At 61.9% G+C, this 19,255-nt stretch carries 18 protein-coding genes and 1 tRNA gene; 10 read left to right on the forward strand and 9 right to left on the reverse strand.

What is annotated here, in order from left to right; all coding sequences use genetic code 11:
* Positions 1-34 precede the first annotated feature (34 nt).
* Together fliD and G410_RS0105490 are read left to right on the forward strand one after the other, a co-directional pair.
* Positions 35-1,429: a flagellar filament capping protein FliD gene (gene fliD, locus G410_RS0105485; RefSeq protein ID WP_022672650.1), complete on the forward strand. Its 1,395-nt coding sequence runs from the start codon at positions 35-37 to the stop codon at positions 1,427-1,429.
* A gap of 22 nt (positions 1,430-1,451) precedes the next feature.
* The gene (locus G410_RS0105490; protein WP_022672651.1) at positions 1,452-1,844 is read left to right on the forward strand and encodes a flagellar export chaperone FliS; all 393 of its coding nucleotides are present in this window, start codon (positions 1,452-1,454) and stop codon (positions 1,842-1,844) included.
* Between the two features lie 85 nt (positions 1,845-1,929).
* On the opposite strand, the gene G410_RS0105495 is transcribed toward G410_RS0105490, so the two are convergent.
* Entirely contained in the window at positions 1,930-2,961 is a 1,032-nt protein-coding gene (locus G410_RS0105495; protein ID WP_028971111.1) for a sigma-54 interaction domain-containing protein, read from the reverse strand.
* A gap of 369 nt (positions 2,962-3,330) precedes the next feature.
* Between G410_RS0105495 and G410_RS0105500 the strand changes: the two genes are divergently transcribed.
* Positions 3,331-4,458 (forward strand): zinc-binding dehydrogenase, encoded by a 1,128-nt coding sequence (locus G410_RS0105500; protein WP_028971112.1) that lies wholly within the window; start codon positions 3,331-3,333, stop codon positions 4,456-4,458.
* Positions 4,459-4,544: 86 nt separating this feature from the next.
* Here the strand turns inward: G410_RS0105500 and ribB are convergent, their stop codons facing one another.
* Positions 4,545-5,819 (reverse strand): 3,4-dihydroxy-2-butanone-4-phosphate synthase, encoded by a 1,275-nt coding sequence (ribB, locus tag G410_RS0105505; RefSeq protein WP_028971113.1) that lies wholly within the window; start codon positions 5,817-5,819, stop codon positions 4,545-4,547.
* 479 nt (positions 5,820-6,298) lie between these two features.
* On the opposite strand from ribB, the gene G410_RS0105510 reads away from it, so the two are divergent.
* Together G410_RS0105510 and G410_RS0105515 are read left to right on the forward strand one after the other, a co-directional pair.
* Positions 6,299-7,480 (forward strand): acyl-CoA dehydrogenase, encoded by a 1,182-nt coding sequence (locus tag G410_RS0105510; protein WP_022672655.1) that lies wholly within the window; start codon positions 6,299-6,301, stop codon positions 7,478-7,480.
* A 1-nt stretch (position 7,481) separates the two neighbouring features.
* Positions 7,482-8,660: a CaiB/BaiF CoA transferase family protein gene (locus tag G410_RS0105515; protein WP_022672656.1), complete on the forward strand. Its 1,179-nt coding sequence runs from the start codon at positions 7,482-7,484 to the stop codon at positions 8,658-8,660.
* A gap of 15 nt (positions 8,661-8,675) precedes the next feature.
* Here the strand turns inward: G410_RS0105515 and G410_RS0105520 are convergent, their stop codons facing one another.
* The 3 genes from G410_RS0105520 to G410_RS0105530 all read right to left on the reverse strand — a co-directional run bounded on the left by G410_RS0105520 (position 8,676) and on the right by G410_RS0105530 (position 11,623).
* Positions 8,676-9,554: a crotonase/enoyl-CoA hydratase family protein gene (locus G410_RS0105520; protein WP_022672657.1), complete on the reverse strand. Its 879-nt coding sequence runs from the start codon at positions 9,552-9,554 to the stop codon at positions 8,676-8,678.
* An 80-nt stretch (positions 9,555-9,634) separates the two neighbouring features.
* Positions 9,635-10,417: an SDR family NAD(P)-dependent oxidoreductase gene (locus tag G410_RS0105525; RefSeq protein ID WP_022672658.1), complete on the reverse strand. Its 783-nt coding sequence runs from the start codon at positions 10,415-10,417 to the stop codon at positions 9,635-9,637.
* 33 nt (positions 10,418-10,450) lie between these two features.
* The gene (locus G410_RS0105530; protein WP_022672659.1) at positions 10,451-11,623 is read right to left on the reverse strand and encodes an acetyl-CoA C-acetyltransferase; all 1,173 of its coding nucleotides are present in this window, start codon (positions 11,621-11,623) and stop codon (positions 10,451-10,453) included.
* A 190-nt stretch (positions 11,624-11,813) separates the two neighbouring features.
* On the opposite strand from G410_RS0105530, the gene G410_RS0105535 reads away from it, so the two are divergent.
* Positions 11,814-11,889 (forward strand) — tRNA-Ala (locus G410_RS0105535).
* A gap of 488 nt (positions 11,890-12,377) precedes the next feature.
* Here the strand turns inward: G410_RS0105535 and G410_RS0105540 are convergent.
* Positions 12,378-12,701 (reverse strand): TIGR02300 family protein, encoded by a 324-nt coding sequence (locus G410_RS0105540; RefSeq protein WP_022672660.1) that lies wholly within the window; start codon positions 12,699-12,701, stop codon positions 12,378-12,380.
* 188 nt (positions 12,702-12,889) lie between these two features.
* Between G410_RS0105540 and aroA the strand changes: the two genes are divergently transcribed.
* From aroA to G410_RS0105560, 4 genes are all read left to right on the forward strand, one after another.
* Entirely contained in the window at positions 12,890-14,215 is a 1,326-nt protein-coding gene (gene aroA, locus G410_RS0105545; protein ID WP_022672661.1) for a 3-phosphoshikimate 1-carboxyvinyltransferase, read from the forward strand.
* Complete coding sequence (locus G410_RS0105550; protein ID WP_022672662.1) at positions 14,212-14,841, forward strand: (d)CMP kinase; 630 nt, start codon at positions 14,212-14,214, stop codon at positions 14,839-14,841. Before aroA ends, G410_RS0105550 begins: the two co-directional genes overlap by 4 nt.
* Before the next feature lie 231 nt (positions 14,842-15,072).
* Positions 15,073-16,767, forward strand: coding sequence for a 30S ribosomal protein S1 (gene rpsA, locus G410_RS0105555; protein WP_022672663.1), 1,695 nt, complete (start codon positions 15,073-15,075; stop codon positions 16,765-16,767).
* A gap of 214 nt (positions 16,768-16,981) precedes the next feature.
* Positions 16,982-17,263, forward strand: a complete 282-nt coding sequence (locus tag G410_RS0105560) for an integration host factor subunit beta (RefSeq protein WP_022672664.1) — start codon at positions 16,982-16,984, stop codon at positions 17,261-17,263.
* Positions 17,264-17,347: 84 nt separating this feature from the next.
* Here the strand turns inward: G410_RS0105560 and G410_RS0105565 are convergent, their stop codons facing one another.
* Genes G410_RS0105565 through G410_RS0105575 form a run of 3 tightly spaced genes read right to left on the reverse strand, consistent with a single transcriptional unit; the run spans position 17,348 to position 19,201 of the window.
* Positions 17,348-18,469, reverse strand: a complete 1,122-nt coding sequence (locus G410_RS0105565; RefSeq protein WP_162604077.1) for a methyl-accepting chemotaxis protein — start codon at positions 18,467-18,469, stop codon at positions 17,348-17,350.
* The gene (locus tag G410_RS0105570) at positions 18,420-18,647 is read right to left on the reverse strand and encodes a sulfurtransferase TusA family protein (RefSeq protein WP_022672666.1); all 228 of its coding nucleotides are present in this window, start codon (positions 18,645-18,647) and stop codon (positions 18,420-18,422) included. Before G410_RS0105570 ends, G410_RS0105565 begins: the two co-directional genes overlap by 50 nt.
* Positions 18,648-18,673: 26 nt before the next feature.
* The gene (locus tag G410_RS0105575; RefSeq protein ID WP_211214995.1) at positions 18,674-19,201 is read right to left on the reverse strand and encodes a DsrE/DsrF/DrsH-like family protein; all 528 of its coding nucleotides are present in this window, start codon (positions 19,199-19,201) and stop codon (positions 18,674-18,676) included.
* Between the last annotated feature and the right edge of the window lie 54 nt (positions 19,202-19,255).

Raw genomic sequence — 19,255 nt, forward strand, 5'->3', positions numbered from 1 at the left:
CCATCGCCGTTACAGATTTCAAGAAAGGGCGTTCATGCTATCCAGTATTTCCAATCTCGTCAGCGGCCAGTCGGGGGTGAATTCCGCCCAGCTGGTCAATGATCTCGTGGCGGCCACGCGCCAGCCGCGCGAGGCTGTGATCAGTCAGAAGGAACAGCTCAACAGCGCCCGGATATCCGCTTTGGGTTCGGCATCATCGTCCCTGAAGACCTTTTCAGAGGCGCTGAGCACCATTCTCGATGGTCGCCGCTTTACCGGCAATCTGGTGTCGAGCGACGGCGGCGTGGCGTCGGCCAGCTTCATCGATGGCAAGACCCCCAAGGGCCTGCCCGTATCGGTAGATGTGAAACAGCTAGCGTCCGAACAGCGCGTCATTTCCCGCAACTATGCCACCGGGCAAGCGGCAGTGGGCGAAGGCACGCTGACGATGCAGACCAGCAGCGGCAGCTTCGATGTGACCATTGATGCCAGCAACAACACGCTGGCCGGCCTGCGCGATGCCATCAATGATGCCGATGCCGGCGTGACCGCCAAGATCCTGGTTGATAGCCGCGGCGCGCGGCTGGTCGTGTCCGGCAATGAAGGCGCGGACCAGAGCTTTACGATGAGCGCATCGACCACCGGCGCCGGCACGCTGGCGGATTTCACCTATCCGCAAAGTGGCGGCACGGGCATGTCGGTGGTGGCTGAAGCGACCAACAGCATCATCATTGTCGACGGTGTGGAGCTGATCAACAATTCCAACTCGATCGAAGATGGGATCGAGGGCGTGCGGCTGAACCTTCTGGCCGCCAAGCCCGGCGAGCCGATCACCATTTCCAGCGACAAACCCGTCGCCACCACGCGCGACCTCGTGACCGAATTCATCGATGCGTTCAACACTCTCAAAAAGGGTCTGAACAGCGCCACTGCGCCCGGCGTGGATGGCGATAGCGGTGGCCCGCTGGCCGGCAATCGCGCCATTCGCGATATGGCCCGCCGTCTTGGCCAGATGAGCAGTACTTCTTTGTCCACCGATGGCCCCTTCCGCACCCTGGCCGATATCGGCGTGCGGACGGAGCGCGATGGCACGCTGAGCCTGAACAGTGCCCAATTCGACAAGGCGATCGCGGCGGATCCGGAAGCGGTTGCCGCCATGCTCGATCCGCTGGAACCTGACGCCGAACACCCCGGCCTTGCCGGCGTGCTCGACGAGGTGAAAACGGCGCTGGAGGACAAGAACAGCCCGCTGACCTTGGCCAAGGCCCGCTTCGACCAGGTGTCCAAAAGCCTTGCCGAAATGCGCGAGAAACTGAGCGACGATATCGATCGCTACCGCGCCAATCTGCAGCAGACTTTCGGCAATATGGATCAGCAGCTCGCGATCCTGCGACAGACGCAGCAATATGTCGAGCAGCAGACCAAGATCTGGAACAACACCAACGATTAATCCGTCGACAGGAAAACGACCAATGTACTACGCACCCAATCGCGCCATGGCCCAGAGTTATGGCAATGTTGACAAGAACAGCCGGATCGCCGCCGCCAATGCGCATGAGCTGGTCGAGATCATGTTCGAACAGCTTCTGCTGCGCATCGACCGGGCGCTGAAATGCCTGGAGCGCGGGGACATGCCCGCCATGTTCCAGTCACGCGCCCGTGCCTCCGATATTCTGAATGCCTTGGAAGAGAGCCTGGACTTCGACCGTGGCGGCGAAATTGCGACCACGCTGGCCGTGGTTTACCGCGAGGCTTCCAACCGTCTGAACGCCGCACAGGGCGCGGAAACCGAGCCGATGCTGCGCGGCGCACGCGAAATCATCTCGGAAATATCCGACGCATGGACCCAGATCGGGCGCAAATAAGATAGGGGTCGGTGGTCCGGCGGCGTTCGCCGGACCACCATGACCGGCCTGACTAGCTTGTAATCAGAGCGTGATCAGCAAGACATCAGGCGGCCTGTCGATCGTCGCGGGTAATCCCGTGGCGGCGCATTTTCTCGACAAAAGTGGTGCGCTGCAGATCGACCAGCCGGGCGGCCTTGGCGATAACGCCGCCGCATTCGACCAACGCCTCAATCATGAGGCGGCGCTCTTCGTCCTGCAGATGGCTCTGCAGGGAGAAACCGTCGGTAAAGCGGACCGGCGAATCGCCTGAATTGTCCTGTGCGATATCGTCCAGATCGGTCATCTCGGCATGCATCGATCCCACGCTGCGCTCGGTCAGCAGCAGTTCGGCCTCTTCCCTGCCGATCGTTTGGCCGGGAAAGAAAATCGTCGCACGCTCGATCACATTGCGCAGTTCGCGCACATTGCCCGGCCAGCTGTAGCGCGCCAGCCGCGCCACCGCTTCGTCGCTGATGGTCGGACGTGCGCCGTGGTCCTCGCTCTGGTTCAGGAAATGCTCGGCAAGCGCGGCAACATCTTCCGGGCGCTCCGCCAGCGACGGGATGCAAATGGGAATGACGCAGAGCCGATAGAAAAGATCTTCGCGAAAATCGCCTGCGGCAATCTGCTTTTGCAGATCGCGGTTGGTCGCGGCGATGATGCGTACATTGACGGGGATCTGCTTCTTGCCGCCGACGCGGCGGATCGCGCGTTCTTCGATCACGCGCAGCAACTTGACCTGGAGGGACAGCGGCATTTCGCCCACTTCGTCCAGAAACAGCGTGCCGCCCTCGGCCTGCTCGAACAGGCCGATATGGCGGCCGGAGGCCCCGGTGAAGCTGCCGCCCTCATGGCCGAACAGTTCGGATTCGATCAGTTCGGTCGGAATGGCGCCGCTGTTGATGGCGATGAACGGCCCGTCGGCGCGTTTGGAAGCGCGATGGATGGCGTTGGCCACCACTTCCTTGCCGCAGCCGGATGGGCCGGTGATGAGCACCGAGGCCATGGCGTTGATGGAAAACCGGATCATGGTGCGGACAGATGCGATCGCATCGCTGGAACCAACCACCATTTCGGAAATCATCTTCGTTGACATGCATACCCCGTTTATCAAATCGCCACCGCCCCAAGGTCGAAAGCGAAGCGGCGTGACGGCTGCCTGCACTTTCGATGCCCCTTCTTGCGGGCAAGATGGTTAACAAAATCTTGAGATCCCCTTGAGGGCGGAAAATTTTTGCCGCCCCGGCAACGCTAAATTGCCGCTAATTCACTCATGACGAGGTGTTTTTAACCGCGCGGCCCCATCCAATCGATTACCGAAGAAAGTTAATGCGGGGGCAAAGCATCCGTTAAGCTGCCCATCCGTCCCGTGCGGCAAGAGGCCGCTGCGAACGCGCTGCATGTTGCGTTCTGCCTGCCGCCTGCCCAAATGCTGGTCTTCATACCCAATAAAGGAGACGATTGCATGAGCGATACCAACCAAGGCCTCGAACTCAGGTCAACGATTACCGAGGCCGGCACGCTCGTGCTCAATCTGGAAGATGTCACCATCGATGCGCCCGCTGCCGATGAAGTGGTGGTGCGGGTGGAAGCGACGCCGATCAATCCGTCCGATCTCGGCCTGCTGCTCGGCCCGGCAGACCTTTCCACCATGCAGAGCGGCGGCAGCGCCGACCGTCCGGAACTGACGATGGATCTGCACAAGGGCACCATGAACATGGTGAAGGGCCGTGTGGGCGAATCCATGGCCGTCGGCAATGAAGGCGCTGGTACGGTGATCGCTGCCGGGTCCGACGTATCGGACATGATGGGCAAAACCGTCGGCATGCTGGGCGGCGCGATGTACACCACGGTGCGCAAGCTGAAGGCGCGCGACTGCATCATTCTGCCGGATGGTGCCAGCGTGGCGGACGGCGCCTCGATGTTCGTCAACCCCCTCACCTCGCTGGGCTTTACCGAGCAGATGAAGATGGATGGCTTCAAGGCGCTGGTGCACACCGCTGCCGCCTCCAACCTGGGCCAGATGCTCAACAAGATCTGCATCAAGGACGGTATCCCGCTGGTCAACATCGTGCGCAGCGATGCGCAGGTGAAGCTGCTGAAAGACATCGGCGCGACCTATGTCATCGACAGCAGCAAGGATGACTTCATGGAGAAGCTGACCGACGCGATTGCCGAGACGGAGGCCTTTCTGGGCTTCGATGCGGTGGGCGGCGGCAAGCTGGCGGGCAAGATCCTGCACGCCATGGAAGCCGCGGCGCAGCGCAACATGACCGAATATAGCCGCTACGGCTCCAGCCAGTTCAAGCAGGTCTATATCTATGGCGCGCTCGACACCGGACCGATCGACCTTGGCCGTGGCCCTGGTTTGACATGGAGCGTGAGCGGCTGGCTGCTGACCAATTTCCTGGGCAAGGCCGGCATGGAAAAGGCGCTGGAAATGCGCGCCCGCGTGAAGGATGAGCTGAAAACCACCTTCGCCAGCAGCTATACCGAGACGATCTCGCTGACCGACGTGCTGAAGCCCGATGTGGTGAAGGCCTATCAGAACAAGTCGACCGGCGAGAAATATCTGATCGACCCGACCAAGTAAGCGCTAGGCAGGAACATCGTCATCCCGGTGAAAGCCGGGATGACGACAGGTTGCGATCGATCAGTTCAGTGCGCGGCCCATGGCATTCAGGCGATCGCGCGTTCGCCGACGATCGAGAGGCCATAGGCATCCAGCCCTACCAGGCTGTGGTGCGTATTGGTGAGCAGCACCATGTCCTGCACGCCAAGCTCCGTCAAAATCTGCGCGCCCGCGCCATAATCGCGTAGCTCTTCCGGCTGGGGCTGGCGGCGGCCCTGACGCATGTCGATCGCGCGGCTCATGAAAGTGGGCGTGGCGCGGTTCAGAATCACGATCACGCCGCTGCCTTCCTCGGCAATCATTTCCATCGACCGTTCCAGAATTGCGCCGCGCTCGCCCTCTTCGCCCAGCATGTCGCCAAAGGGCGAAAGCTGATGCATGCGCACCAGCGTGGGCTTGGCCGGATCGATATGTCCCTTGACCAGCGCAGTCTGCTCGGTGCCGGTGGCGCTGTTGTAAAAGGCCACGCAATTCCACTCGCCACCCCAGCGGCTGGTGAAGCGCTCTTCGGCCCGTTTCTCGACCAGCCGGTCATGCTTGCGGCGATAGGCGATGAGATCGCGGATCGTGCCGATCTTCAGATTGTGCCGCCGGGCAAAGCCAACCAGATCGTCCAGCCGCGCCATCGATCCATCGTCGCGCATGATCTCGCAGATCACGCCGGATGGATTGAGCCCGGCCAGCCGCGAAACGTCCACTGCCGCTTCGGTATGGCCCGCGCGGATCAGCACACCGCCTTCGCGCGCCACCAGCGGAAAGACATGGCCCGGCGTCACGATGTCGGCGCGCCCCCGATTGGGATCGATTGCCACATTGATCGTGCGCGCGCGGTCCCCGGCCGAGATGCCCGTGGTGACGCCTTCTTTTGCCTCAATGGAAACGGTGAAGGCGGTCGACAGCCGGTCCTCGTTGCGGCGGACCATCAGGTCCAGCCCCAGTTCGTCGACCCGCTTCTTGGTCATCGACAGGCAGATGAGCCCGCGGCCATGGGTGGCCATGAAATTGATCGCATCGGGCGTGGCCATCTGCGCGGGGATCACCAGATCGCCCTCATTCTCCCGGTCCTCATCGTCGACCAGAATGAACATGCGCCCGTTCAGCGCTTCGTTGATGATCTCCTCCGCGGTCGCCATGACGCTGCCGCCATCGCTCGCGAGATAGGCCTCCAGCTTGTCCAGCGTCTCGGCACTGGGGTTCCAGTCCGCAGCGCCAAGATTGCGCAAGGTGTTGGCGTGCAGCCCGGCGGCGCGGGCAAGACCTGCACGGGTCATGCGCCCAGATTCGACCAGGTCGGTGAGGCGATTTTTGAGTGTCTGTGTCATGGCCACGATATCACAGCGCGCTGTGACGACATCAAGTGCTTTTTCACATTTTCGATGTGATACGGAGCATATTGTTCATGGGCGGCGATCAATCTGCCGATCAGGCGCTGTCCTACATCTGTCGCGCCGCCTACACTGCCAAGCCATGTTTTCCTATCGCTGCCTTTCCATACCGCGAGCTGCAAACGCCGTCATACCGCGAGCTGCAAACGCCGTCGAGAAGCTCGGTTCATCGATCCTGCGGAACGGCTGGACAGAATTTGGCGCGGACGGGGTGTGTCACTTGCGAACTTCCGGCGGGCTGCCTTCGACGGCCTTGCGCGCTTGCGCCTGCTATTGCCGAATTTTCGGCGGGCGCCGCCGTGCGGCGGTTTCGCACTGCGCTTGGCAAAAGCCCGTCGCTCGTCCTATATCTGCCGGAGCAAACTGGCGCTTCCCGCTCATTCCGATGCGATCCGCGCTGACAATGGAGATGCTTTATGGCCGGCATGGCCCCTTTTGATTGGGAAGACCCCTTCCGGCTGGACCAGCAGCTGTCCGATGACGAGCGGATGATCCGCGACAGCGCGCATGGCTATGCGCAGGACAAGCTGCAGCCGCGCGTGCTCGAAGCGTTCGAGAAAGAGCATACCGATATCGAGATTTTCCGCGAAATGGGCCAGCTCGGCCTGCTCGGCATCACCGTGCCGGAAGAATATGGCGGCGCGGGCGCATCCTATGTGGCCTATGGCCTCGTCGCGCGCGAAGTGGAGCGGGTGGATTCGGGCTATCGCTCGATGATGAGCGTGCAGAGCTCGCTGGTGATGTATCCCATTCAGGCGTTCGGCAGCGAGGAACTGAAGCGCAAATTCCTGCCCAAGCTGGCCAGCGGCGAATTTATCGGCTGCTTCGGCCTGACCGAGCCCGACGCCGGGTCCGATCCGGCGGGCATGCGCACCACCGCGAAGAAGACGGCCAATGGCTATTTGCTCAGCGGTTCCAAGACCTGGATCAGCAACGCGCCCTTCGCGGACGTGTTCGTGGTCTGGGCCAAGTCCGAAGCGCATGACGGCAAGATCCGCGGCTTCGTGCTGGAAAAGGGCATGAAGGGTCTGGAAGCGCCCAAGATCGAGGGCAAGATGAGCCTGCGCGCGTCCACCACCGGCATGATCATGATGGACGAGGTCGAAGTTGGCGAGGATGCGCTGCTCGACGTCGAGGGGCTCAAGGGCCCCTTCTCCTGCCTCAACCGGGCGCGCTACGGCATCAGCTGGGGCGTGATGGGCGCGGCGGAATTCTGCATGCACGCCGCGCGCAATTATGGTCTGGAGCGCCACCAGTTCCAGCGCCCGCTCGCCGCCAACCAGCTCTATCAGAAGAAGTTGGCGGACATGATGACCGAGATTTCTCTGGGCCTGCAGGGCAGCCTTGCGGTCGGGCGCCAGATGGATGCGGGCACGTTCGCGCCAGAAATGATCTCGATCGTGAAGCGCAACAATTGCGGCAAGGCGCTCGATATCGCGCGCCAGTCCCGCGATATGCACGGCGGCAACGGCATTTCGGCAGAATATCACATCATGCGGCACATGGTGAATCTGGAAACGGTGAACACCTATGAAGGGGCGCATGACGTCCATGCGCTGATCCTGGGCCGCGCGATCACCGGCATCCCGGCCTTCTGAGATGGCGTGGCCGAAGCTGCAATGGGATAGCGAACCCACGGGCCCGCTTAAGGGCATCAAGGTGGTCGACATGTCCACCGTGGTGCTGGGTCCGTTGGCCACGCTGCTGTTCGCGGACATGGGCGCGGAGATCATCAAGATCGAGAACCGCGTCGGCAACACGCCGGGCGACATGATGCGCTATGCCGGCTGGTCGCCGACCGGCGATCTCGGTCCCATTTTTGCAGCGCTCAATCGCAACAAGAAAGGGCTGGAGCTCAACGTCAAGGAAGAGGACGGCAAACGCATCCTGACCGATCTGATCGCGAGCGCCGACGTGTTTTTCCACAATGTCCGCATGGCGGGCATGGAGCGGCTGGGCTTCGATTATGAAGCCGTCAAGGCGATCAATCCGAACATCGTCTATGTCCATGCCGCCGGCTTCGGCGAAGGCGGGCCGCACGAGCATCGCCAGGCCTATGACGATCTGATCCAGGGCGCGTCCGGCTTCTCCGCCCTGTTCGAGCAGCGCGATGGCGGACGGCCGGTCTATGCGCCCTCGCTGATCGTCGACAAGACCATCGGCGTCTTTGCCAGCAACGCCACGCTGGCCGCCCTTCTGCACCGGGAGCGCACCGGCGAGGGGCAGTTCGTGCAGATACCGATGTTCGAGACCTTCACCTGGTTTCACATGGTGGAAAATCTTTACGGCGCGACCTTCGACGAGGGCGACGGCAAGCTCGGTTATACCCGCAGCGCCAATCCGCGCCGTCGTCCCTACCCCACCAAGGACGGCTATATCGGCATCGTGCCCTATTCGGACAAGCAATGGGCCAAATTCTTCGAGCTTGGCGAACGCGACGGCGTGTTCGAGGATCCGCGCTTTTCCACCTATCAGGCACGCACGGAGCACACCGCCGAGCTATATGGCATCATCGAAGAGGTCGCGGCGACCAAAACCACGGACGAATGGATGGCGCTGCTGGACGAGCACCAGATCCCCGCCATGCGCTACAACCGGATGGACGATCTGCTGACCGAGGAGCATCTACAGGCGGTGGACTTCTTCCAGCACCGCGAAGGACCGCATATGCACGGCTATCGCTCCATGCGCCATCCGGTGGCCTTTTCCGCCACGCCCGCCAGCACCTATGCCGATCCACCGCGCATCGGCCAGCATGACGAGGAAATCAAAAACTAGGCTGGTGCAGGCCGCTCAGCGATATTCCTCTTCCTGCCACCAGGGATAGAAATCCGGCATGTCGCGGGACACCTTGTCCTCATAGTTCGGCAGGCGTTTTTCCAGGAAACTAGCCACGCCCTCCTTGGCGTCCGACGAGCGGGACCGACGATAGACGCCGCGGCTGTCGATGCGATGCGCGGCCATCGGGTGGCTTTCCCCGGCCATCCGCCACAGCATCTGCCGGGTCAGTGCCACCGAGACCGGCGCGCTGTTCTCGGCAATTTCGCGCGCCAGGGCATAGGCCGCCGGCAGCAGCTCGTCCGCCGATTTCACGCCCAGAACCAGCCCGGCATCCTGTGCCTCGCCCGCACCGAAGATGCGCCCCGTCATGCACCATTCCAGCGCGCGCTGCAGGCCTACCAGCCGCGGCAGAAACCAGCTCGACGCCGCCTCCGGCACAATCCCCCGCCGGGCAAACACGAACCCGAAACGGGCATCGTCGCTCGCCAGCCGCACGTCCATCGCCAGCGTCATCGTGGCGCCAATGCCCACCGCCGCACCGTTGATCGCCGCGATGACCGGCTTGTGCATCTCGAACAGGCGCAATGTCAGCCGCCCGCCGGTATCGCGAACACGATGGTCCGACAGATCGTCAACGGTCTCGTCCGATGTGAACGGACCGCCGCCATCCTGCGGCTTCAGATCGGCGCCCGCACAAAAAGCCTTGCCCGCGCCGGTGATGACCACCGCGCGCACCCGGTCGTCGGCATCGGCCGCGTCCAGCGCCTTGATCATCTCGCCCATCATCACCGGCGTGAAGGCGTTCATCTTGTCGGGCCGGTTCAGCGTGATCGTGGCGATCGCATTCTCCACCCGGTAAGACACTTCGCTGTAATCGCTCTGCAGATCCATCTCATTGTCCTCTCAAGGAAAAAGGGCGAGAAGCTTGCGCCCCCGCCCTTCATAATGCCGTGGCCGACGATATGATCCGCTCAGCGCGGGGCCATCCGGATACCGCCGTCCAGGCGCACGTCCTCGCCGTTGAAATAGCCGGTCTCGATCATGGTGAGCGCCAGCTTGGCATATTCCTCCGGCATGCCGAGCCGCTTGGGGAACGGCACGGACGCGGCCAGTGCGTCCTTCACATTCTGCGGGGCGGCCTGCAGCAGCGGCGTATCGAAAATGCCCGGCAGGATCGTATTCACGCGAATGGCCTCGCTCATCAGATCGCGCGCGATCGGCAATGTCATGCCGACGACGCCGCCCTTGGAAGCCGAATAGGCCGCTTGCCCGATCTGGCCATCCTCGGCCGCCACGCTGGCCGTATTCACGATAGCACCGCGATCGCCGTCTTCCAGGGGATCGAGCGTGAGCATGCCCGCAGCGGATTTGGTGATGCAGCGGAAGGTGCCGACCAGGTTGATCTGAACGACCCAGTCGAAAGCACTGGTGGGATATTCCTTGATCTCACCCGTTTCCTTGTCGCGCTTCACCGTCTTGATGGCATTGCCGACACCGGCACAATTGACCAGGATCCGCTCCTGCCCATGGGCCTCGCGCGCCTTGGCAAAGCCAGCGTCCACATCGTCGTCGCTGGTCACGTTGACCTTGCAGAACACACCGCCGATCTCGCTGGCAACGGCCTCGCCCTTTTCGGCGTTCATGTCGAAAATAGCGACCTTTGCGCCTTTGCTGGCGAGCAGCCGCGCGGTTGCGGCACCAAGGCCGGACGCCCCGCCGGTGACGACGGCGGCGGTATTTTTATCGATGATCATGGGATTCTCCTGAGATGGATGATGTCGCGGGCGTCAGCCCAGCCGTTCGATGATGGTGACATTAGCCTGGCCGCCGCCTTCACACATGGTCTGCAGACCATATTTGCCGCCGGTCTGTTCCAGCGCGTTGAGCAGCGTCGCCATCAGCTTGGTACCGCTGGCGCCAAGCGGGTGACCGAGCGCGATGGCACCGCCATGGACGTTAAGCTTGTCCGCGTCCGCACCGAGATGCTTCAGCCAGGCCAGCGGCACCGGCGCAAAAGCTTCGTTGACCTCATACAGATCGATATCGCCGATCTTGAGGCCGGCGCGTTCCAGCGCCTTTTCGGTGGCGAACAACGGCTCTTCCAGCATGATGACCGGATCGCCTGCGGTGATAGTGAGGTTATGAATGCGCGCGCGCGGCGTCAGGCCGTGATCCTTCAAGGCCCGCTCGGACACGATCAGCACGGCGGACGAACCATCGCAAATCTGGCTGGCATTGGCAGCGGAGATCATGCCGCCGTCCTGCAACGTCTTGACCGACTGGATGCCTTCCAGGGTTGCGCCGAAACGAATGCCTTCATCGACATCATGGCAGATCTCGCCCTCGGGCGTCTCCACTTCGATGCCGACAATCTCCTTGTCGAACGCGCCGGACTGGCTCGCCTTGGCCGCCTTTTCATGGCTGTGCAGGGCGAAACGGTCGAGATCTTCCTTGGTGAAGCCATGTTTCTCGGCGATCATCTCCGCGCCCATGAACTGGCTGAACATGACATCCGGATAGGCTTCTTCCAGCCGCGGGCTTTTGTAATTGCCCATCCCTTCCTTCATGTAGAGCGCGGCGGTGGAACCCATCGGCACGCGGGTCATGGACTCGATACCATTGGCGATCACGACATCCTGCGTACCGCTCATCACTGCCTGCGCCGCGAACTGCACCGACTGTTGAGAGCTGCCGCATTGCCGGTCGATCGACACCGACGGCACGCTTTCCGGCAGACTGGAGGCCAGCACGGCGTTGCGACCGATATGTACGGCCTGTTCGCCGCCCTGCATCACGCAGCCGGTAATGACGTCTTCGATGGCCTTGGGATCGATCCCCGTGCGCGCGACCAGCTGGTCGAGCACATGGGCCCCCAGATCGACGGGATGCACGCCCGCGAGCTTGCCCCCCCGCTTGCCGCCGGCGGTACGGATGGCATCTACGATATAGGCTTCGGGCATGGGGCTCTCCTGGATGTGACGGACGCTATTGGGGTCTCGATCTGCAACCTAAAGGCTAGTTTACGTTTACGTCAATGCGTAAGCGGAACATTCCATGCGCGATCTTGTGAATTTCCCGCTTGCAATGCAGGCACCGCCCGGAGTAGAGGCGTCGCTCCCAAGGGACATAGCCGCTCTGATCGCGGCGCACGGGGCCTTAGCTCAGCTGGGAGAGCGCTACAATGGCATTGTAGAGGTCAGCGGTTCGATCCCGCTAGGCTCCACCATTCCCTAAATCTCAACGAGAACCCTACGCAGGGCATATTAGAGGGCAGCGGTTCGATCCCGCTAGGCTCCACCATTTTCGACAACGGGAAACAGTCCGGGGGACTGTATCCGGTCGAAAATTCCAAGCGAAGCGCCGGATGTCTCGGCGCAGCCTTGTTGATGCTGCTTCGCTACTTCTCTACGCCCCCCCATTCTCAAAACCGTTCGCGCAGAGCTTGTCGAAGGGCCGTCTTTGTTTTCCGACGCATAAGACCCCTAGCAGCCACGTCCTTCGACAGGCTCAGGAAGAACGGATGTGGTGATCGAGCCGGGCCAAGCCACAGCTGCATCCTATGACAAGTTCATGATAAACGGGATGGTGACAGGACTCAGCTAGGCGACGGCGTTCATCTCGCTCCCCGACTTCGCCCCCTCCCCGCGCACTAAAAAAGGCGCCAGACCATCGGTCCAGCGCCTTTTTTCTGTCCGCAAACGGAAGGCCTCAGCCCTACTCGTCCTTGTTGTCGTCGTCGTCGCTGGACTTGGTCACGCCCAGATCGTCGTCGTCGCCGAGGTCCACGTCGCTGTCCGGCGTGTCGTCTGAATCGACCTCATCGACATCGATGTCGAGATCGTCATCCGCCTCCTCGGCCTTCTCCTTCTTCTTGTCCTTTTCCTCATAAGGAATAGGCTGCTTGGACTTCAGGACCGGCTCTGGCTCCCACTTCTCACCGCATTCGATGCACTCGACTGGATCATCCTTGCCCAGATCGTAGAAGCGCGTGCCGCAGTTCGGGCAGGTGCGTTTATGTCCCCATTCGGCTTTGGCCATGTGGCTCTCTTTCCTTGGTAACGTGGTAGGCGGGCCGCGTGAATTCGCGGCGGCATGTGAATGTTAAGTGGCGCGCGCGCTCTTAAATGACAAGAGCGCTTTGGCAAGCCCCCTGTCGGCATCCGCCGAGGCAAAGCACCGCGCTGCCCGTTGACAGGACGCCGGAGCCGCGCGAAGCATCCTTGGTCATGACCACCACCCCGACCCATTTCGCGCCATCCGGATCGCTGCACGGCGCCGTGACCGTACCCGGCGACAAGAGCATCTCCCATCGCTCGCTCATGCTGAGCGCACTCGCCATCGGGCGCAGCCGGATCGAAGGCCTGCTGGAGGGAGAGGATGTGCTGGCCACCGCAGCGGCGATGCGGGCGATGGGCGCGGACATCCTGCGCGGGGAAGACGGCATCTGGACCGTGCATGGCGTGGGGGTCTGCGGGCTGATGCAGCCTGCCGGCGCGCTCGACATGGGCAACAGCGGCACCTCCACGCGGCTGCTGATGGGGCTGGTGTCAAGCCATGCCATCAGCTGCACCTTTACCGGCGATGCATCGCTCAGCCATCGCCCGATGGGCCGGGTGATCGATCCCCTCCGCCTGATGGGCGCCGATATTACCGCCTCTCCTGGTGGCACCTTGCCGGCCATGGTGCGCGGCATCGTGCCCGCCGTGCCGATCGAATATCGCCTGCCCGTTGCCTCCGCCCAGGTGAAATCGGCGGTGTTGCTGGCCGGCCTGAACATAGCGGGCATCACCCGCGTGATCGAACCCGTGCCGACGCGTGATCATAGCGAACGGATGCTGAAGGGCTTTGGCGCGGACATTTCGGTGGAAAGCGAGGCAGACGGCACGCGCATCATTTCCATCACGGGCGAGGTGGGCCTGCAGCCGCAAGACATCGTCGTGCCGGGCGATCCTTCGTCTGCGGCATTTCCCGTCGTTGCCGCGCTCATCGTACCGGGATCGGATGTCATCGTTCGCGGGGTCGGCCTCAACCCCACGCGTGCCGGGCTGTTCCAGGTGCTGCAGGACATGGGCGGCGATATCCGGTTTGAGAATGAGCGGGAGGTTGGTGGTGAGCCGGTGGCCGATCTTCATGTGCGCCACAGCGTGCTGACAGGCATCACCGTACCACCCGAGATCGCGCCGAGCATGATCGACGAGTTTCCCATTCTCTTTATTGCCGCCGCCTTTGCCAAGGGGCGCACGCATACCAGCGGGCTGGAAGAGCTGCGCGTCAAGGAATCGGATCGATTGGCGGTAATGGCCGCCGGCCTGGCCGCGATCGGCGCGCAAGTCGAGGAAGCGGAAGACGGCCTGATCATCCAGGGCACGGGCGGCGAGACGCTGCCCGGATCGAATCAGCCCGTCGCCAGCGCGCTGGACCATCGTATCGCCATGAGCTTTGCCGTGGCCGGGCTGCACTGCCGGGAAGGCGTGCTGATCGATGATATGCACCCGGTGCAGACCAGTTTCCCGCAATTCGAACCCATGCTGCGCGGATTGGCTGGCGCATGATCATCGCCGTCGATGGCCCTACCGCGTCCGGCAAAGGCACAATCGCCCGCCGTCTGGGCGCGCATTTCGGCCTGCCCGTGCTTGACACCGGGCTGCTGTACCGGGCGGTGGGGCATGGCGTCGCGCAGGCGGGCGACGACGCGCAGGATGAAGCGGCGGCCATGGAACACATCGCGTTCCCCAATGACCTGCTGGACGATCCGGCGCTGCGATCGGAGCGGATCGGCGGCTATGCCAGCCAGGTGTCCGCCCATCCCAAAGTGCGCCAGGCCCTGTTCGATCGGCAGGTGGCTTTTGCAGCCCAGCCCCAGGGCGCGGTGCTGGACGGGCGCGATATCGGCACGGTGATCGCGCCGCATGCGGACGCGAAGCTCTACATCACCGCTTCGGTCGATGCCCGGGCGAAGCGGCGCTTTGCCGAAATGCACAGGCGCCGAGAAGATGTCACATTGGCCGCGATTGCCGACGATTTGCGCGCCCGCGACGCGCGCGACATGGAACGCGCCGCAGCGCCGCTCAAGCCCGCCGACGATGCGCTCTTGCTCGATACATCGGACCTCACTATAGAGCAGGCTGTCCGGCAGGCGATTGCTCTGGTGGAACGAAGGATAGAGAGCCGGTCTTAAAGCTGGCCCGTTTTTGAAAGGTGCGCGGCGACTTCTGGTAATGGAGGTTGCCTGACGTGCCTTTTTGGCTTTGGATTGCAGGCGATGTCGCCTCGGCTCACGGCACTTCGTTTTGCCCCGATCATCGCCCGAAGGATGCCGTTCGACACAACCGGTGCGGACGGCAGTTTGGCCAAAGACCGCCGGACACAACCGGCTGGCCAGCATAGTATATACAAGGATCAAGCCTCTATGGCCTCCATGGCAAATCCATCCCGCGACGATTTCGCGGCCATGCTCGAAGAAACACTCCCCGCGGATCAGGGCTTTGAAGGCCGCGTGGTAAAAGGCACCGTCACCGGCATCGAGAATGATCTCGCCGTGATCGACGTGGGCCTCAAGTCCGAAGGCCGCGTGCCGCTTCGCGAATTCGCGAGCCCCGGTCAGAAAGCAGATATTTCCGTTGGCGACGAAGTCGAGGTCTATGTCGACCGCGTCGAGAACGCCAATGGCGAAGCCATGCTCAGCCGCGATCGCGCCCGCCGCGAAGCCGCCTGGGACAAGCTGGAAGCCGAATATGACCAGAGCGCCCGCGTCGAAGGCACCATCTTCGGCCGCGTGAAGGGTGGCTTCACCGTCGATCTCGGCGGCGCCGTGGCCTTCCTGCCCGGCAGCCAGGTCGATGTGCGCCCCGTGCGCGACGTGACCCCGCTGATGGACATTCCGCAGCCTTTCCAGATTCTCAAGATGGACCGTCGCCGCGGCAATATCGTCGTGTCGCGCCGCGCCATTCTGGAAGAAACCCGCGCTGAGCAGCGTTCGGGCCTGATCCAGTCGCTGGTCGAAGGTCAGGTGATCGAGGGTGTGGTCAAGAACATCACCGATTATGGTGCATTTGTGGATCTGGGCGGAATCGACGGCCTGCTGCATGTCACCGACATGAGCTACAAGCGCGTCAATCACCCGACCGAAATCCTGAACATCGGCGACACGGTGAAGGTGCAGGTTATCCGCATCAACCGCGAGACGCAGCGCATCAGCCTCGGCATGAAGCAGCTGGAAGCCGATCCATGGGATGGCGCGATGGCGAAATATCCGGAGGGCATCAAGCTCAACGGTACCGTCACCAACATCACCGAATATGGCGCCTTTGTGGAGCTGGAGCCGGGCATCGAAGGCCTGGTCCACGTGTCCGAGATGAGCTGGACCAAGAAGAACGTGCATCCCGGCAAGATCGTTTCGACGAGCCAGGAAGTCGAAGTGGTCGTGCTTGAGGTGGACAGCGAGAAGCGTCGCATTTCGCTCGGCCTCAAGCAGGCTCAGGGCAATCCATGGGACGATTTCGCCGAGAAATATCCTGTCGGCGCCACGGTCGAGGGCGAAGTCAAGAACGCCACCGAATTCGGTCTGTTCGTCGGCCTCGACGGCGATGTGGACGGCATGGTGCACATGTCCGACATCGCCTGGGGCATTTCGGGCGAAGACGCGCTGCATCTCCACCGCAAGGGTGAGATGGTGCAGGCCGTTGTGCTCGACGTCGATCCCGAGAAGGAGCGTATCTCGCTCGGCATCAAGCAGCTTGAGCGCGGTGCGCCCCAGGCCGGTGCCGGCGACGATCTGCGCCGCGGCGCCACCACCACCGTTACCGTGCTCGAAGTGCGCGACGGCGGACTGGAAGTTCAGGCTGGCGAAGATGGTGCCACCGGCTTCATCAAGCGCAGCGACCTTGGCCGTGACCGTGACGAACAGCGTCCCGATCGCTTCCAGGTCGGCCAGAAGTTCGATGCGATGGTTACCGGGTTCGATCGGTCCAAGAAGCCGAATTTCTCGATCAAGGCGCTGCAGCTCTCCGAAGAGAAGCAGGCTGTCGAGCAGTACGGTTCCACCGACTCGGGTGCCTCGCTCGGCGACATTCTCGGCGAAGCGCTGAAGAAAAAAGAAGACTGATCCGGTTTCGGATTACCGCGCTTTAGCGGTCAAGGCGGCTCGCCTCCCTCGGGAGGCGGGCCGTTCTTGTTTCCGTTCCGTTAACCCCCATTATTCGAGACGGGGTGCATCTTTTTCTGTATATGATGCCACAGGCGCAATTAGCTTGCATTGATACTAATATAGATTAGTACGCCGCGCACCGTGTCCCCTAAAGGCCTTTGGAGGTGCCAGGATGATCAGATCGGAACTGATCAAAAAACTCGAAGACGAGAACCCTGAATTGAAGACACAGGAGATCGAGAAGATCGTCGACCTGTTATTCAATCAGATCGTGCAGCGGCTCGCCGATGGCGGCCGTGTCGAGCTACGTGGCTTTGGCGCGTTTTCCACCCGCGCGCGCGATCCGCGCAAGGGCCGCAATCCCCGCACCGGCGAAACGGTCGATGTGCCCGGCAAGCGCGTGCCCTATTTCAAGCCGGGCAAGGAAATCCGCGAAAAGCTCAACGAGGGCTGATCCGACGCCCAAACCGGGGCGCCGCGACGATGCTATCCCTCCGCAGATGTCGTGCCTTTGAACCGGGGACTGTAGCGTCCACCGCTAATTGGCCGCCTCCATCTGGGCGAGAAAGCGTTCTGTCGCGGCTTCCAGTTTTTCTACGGTCTGCGACAGGGTGGTCGCCGAACTTTCCAGGCCGACCGAAAGCTGGATCGACTCGGATGCCACGTTCGATAATTTGTCGCATCGCCCCGCCAATGATGAGGTCTCTTCCGCGCCATTTTCGGAGCTTTTCTGAATGGCCACGGATTTGGTCTGCTGTTCGCTCACTTCGAGACTGATAGCATCCGCCGAGTCCAACAGCCGTTCCACGACATTGTTCACGTTCCTGACCGCATCCTCGGTGTTGCCGGTTTCGACCCGCATGCCGTCAATGAGCATAGTCGCACCTCCGGTCACCGCGCGTACGTCATGGGCAAGCGACTTCACTTCATCGGCCACGACCGCAAACGCACGCCCAGCCGCGCCCGATCGCGCTGCTTCGATGGTCGCATTCAGCGCCAGCATGCGCGTTTGATCGGCAATGTCACCGATGACGCCCAGAACCTTGCCGAGCTTGCGGGAACTTTCATCCAATTCCCTTATGGTCTGCTCGCTGGTCTCGGTTCTCTGCCGCGCTTCGGCCCCTATACGCGCGATATACGCCCAGGAAATGTCCACCGTGGCGACGGATTCGTGGAGCGCGCGGGCATCGCTCACCAGTTTGCGGGCATGTTGCGCCGATGTTTCGGCCGCTGCCGTCACCCCGACCAATTCCCGGGCGGTCGTTTCGGCAAATGACCGCATCTTGTGGGATGAGGTTTCCAGCTCGTGAGATGCGGTCCCGAGGGAATGAGCGATCGTAGCGACCGTATCGCGAAATTCTCTGGAAAGCGCCGCAATCGCTCCGCGATCGGAAACCGAAAGACGGGCATCCAACGCATCGGCGCGCAGACGCTCTTTGGCCAGGTCGCTCTCCGCCTGCTCCGCTCTTGTCACGGCTTCTTCGAGCTGTCGTGACAGCTGCTCCGCGGAAGGGCGCGTCTCCTCGCCCTCCTTTACGGCTTTGCCGAGCGACGCCGCTCTTTCATGCCGTCCCGGAAACAGGCGATGCATTGCCTTGGCCACCGCGCCCTCAGCCTCTGCGTTCGATATGGTAGCGAAAGAGATCGCCATCGCGTTCATGCGACAGCAGCGCATTGCCCGTGGTGCGGCAGAAGGCACCAAAGTCTTCGAGCGATCCCGGATCGCTGCACAGTACCTCCAGAACCTGCCCGGGCTCCAGCTGACCCAGAGCCTGCTTTGCCTTGAGAATCGGGAGAGGGCAGTTCAGCCCCCGCGCATCGAGCGTTTTGGTTATCATGGTCAGCCGTCTCGGTTCGCAGAAAATCAGATATACAGATTGATGTCGCAATCGACGGCGTTTTCCAGATAGGTCGCTGCCCCCGCCACCTCGACGCCGTCGATCATCGTGTCGGTCTTGTAGCCAAGCAGATCCATGGTCATCTGACATGCGATCAGGCGCACCCCCGAGATGCGCGCAGCCTCTCTGAGATCTTCCACCGAAGACACGCCGCTCTTGGCGATCATCCGCTTCATCATGCGGCTGGTCACCCCCGTCATCCCGGGCAGCATTCCGATCCAGTTGGGCATCGCGATATGCCCGCCCATAGCCGGCATCCTCATGGCGCTGTTGCCGAGGGACGTAACGCTGAGATCGAGATCCTTTTCCAGGAGACCAAGGCCGTAAAATGTGAAGAACATGGTCACCTTCATGTCCATGGCCGCAGCCGTGCTGGCCAGAATGAACGGGGGATACGCCCAGTCCAGCGTACCCTTGGTAACGATGAGAGACATTGAGCGTGCAGCGCCCTGCTGGTCGCTGCGCGCCGCCATGTCATGTGTTTGCTTACTCAAAACATTTCCAGACACATATTAGCGACCACCCCCATGAAATGGGCCCTAATAGCA

It is taken from the genome of Novosphingopyxis baekryungensis DSM 16222 (genome assembly GCF_000420305.1).
Lineage (GTDB): Bacteria > Pseudomonadota > Alphaproteobacteria > Sphingomonadales > Sphingomonadaceae > Novosphingopyxis > Novosphingopyxis baekryungensis.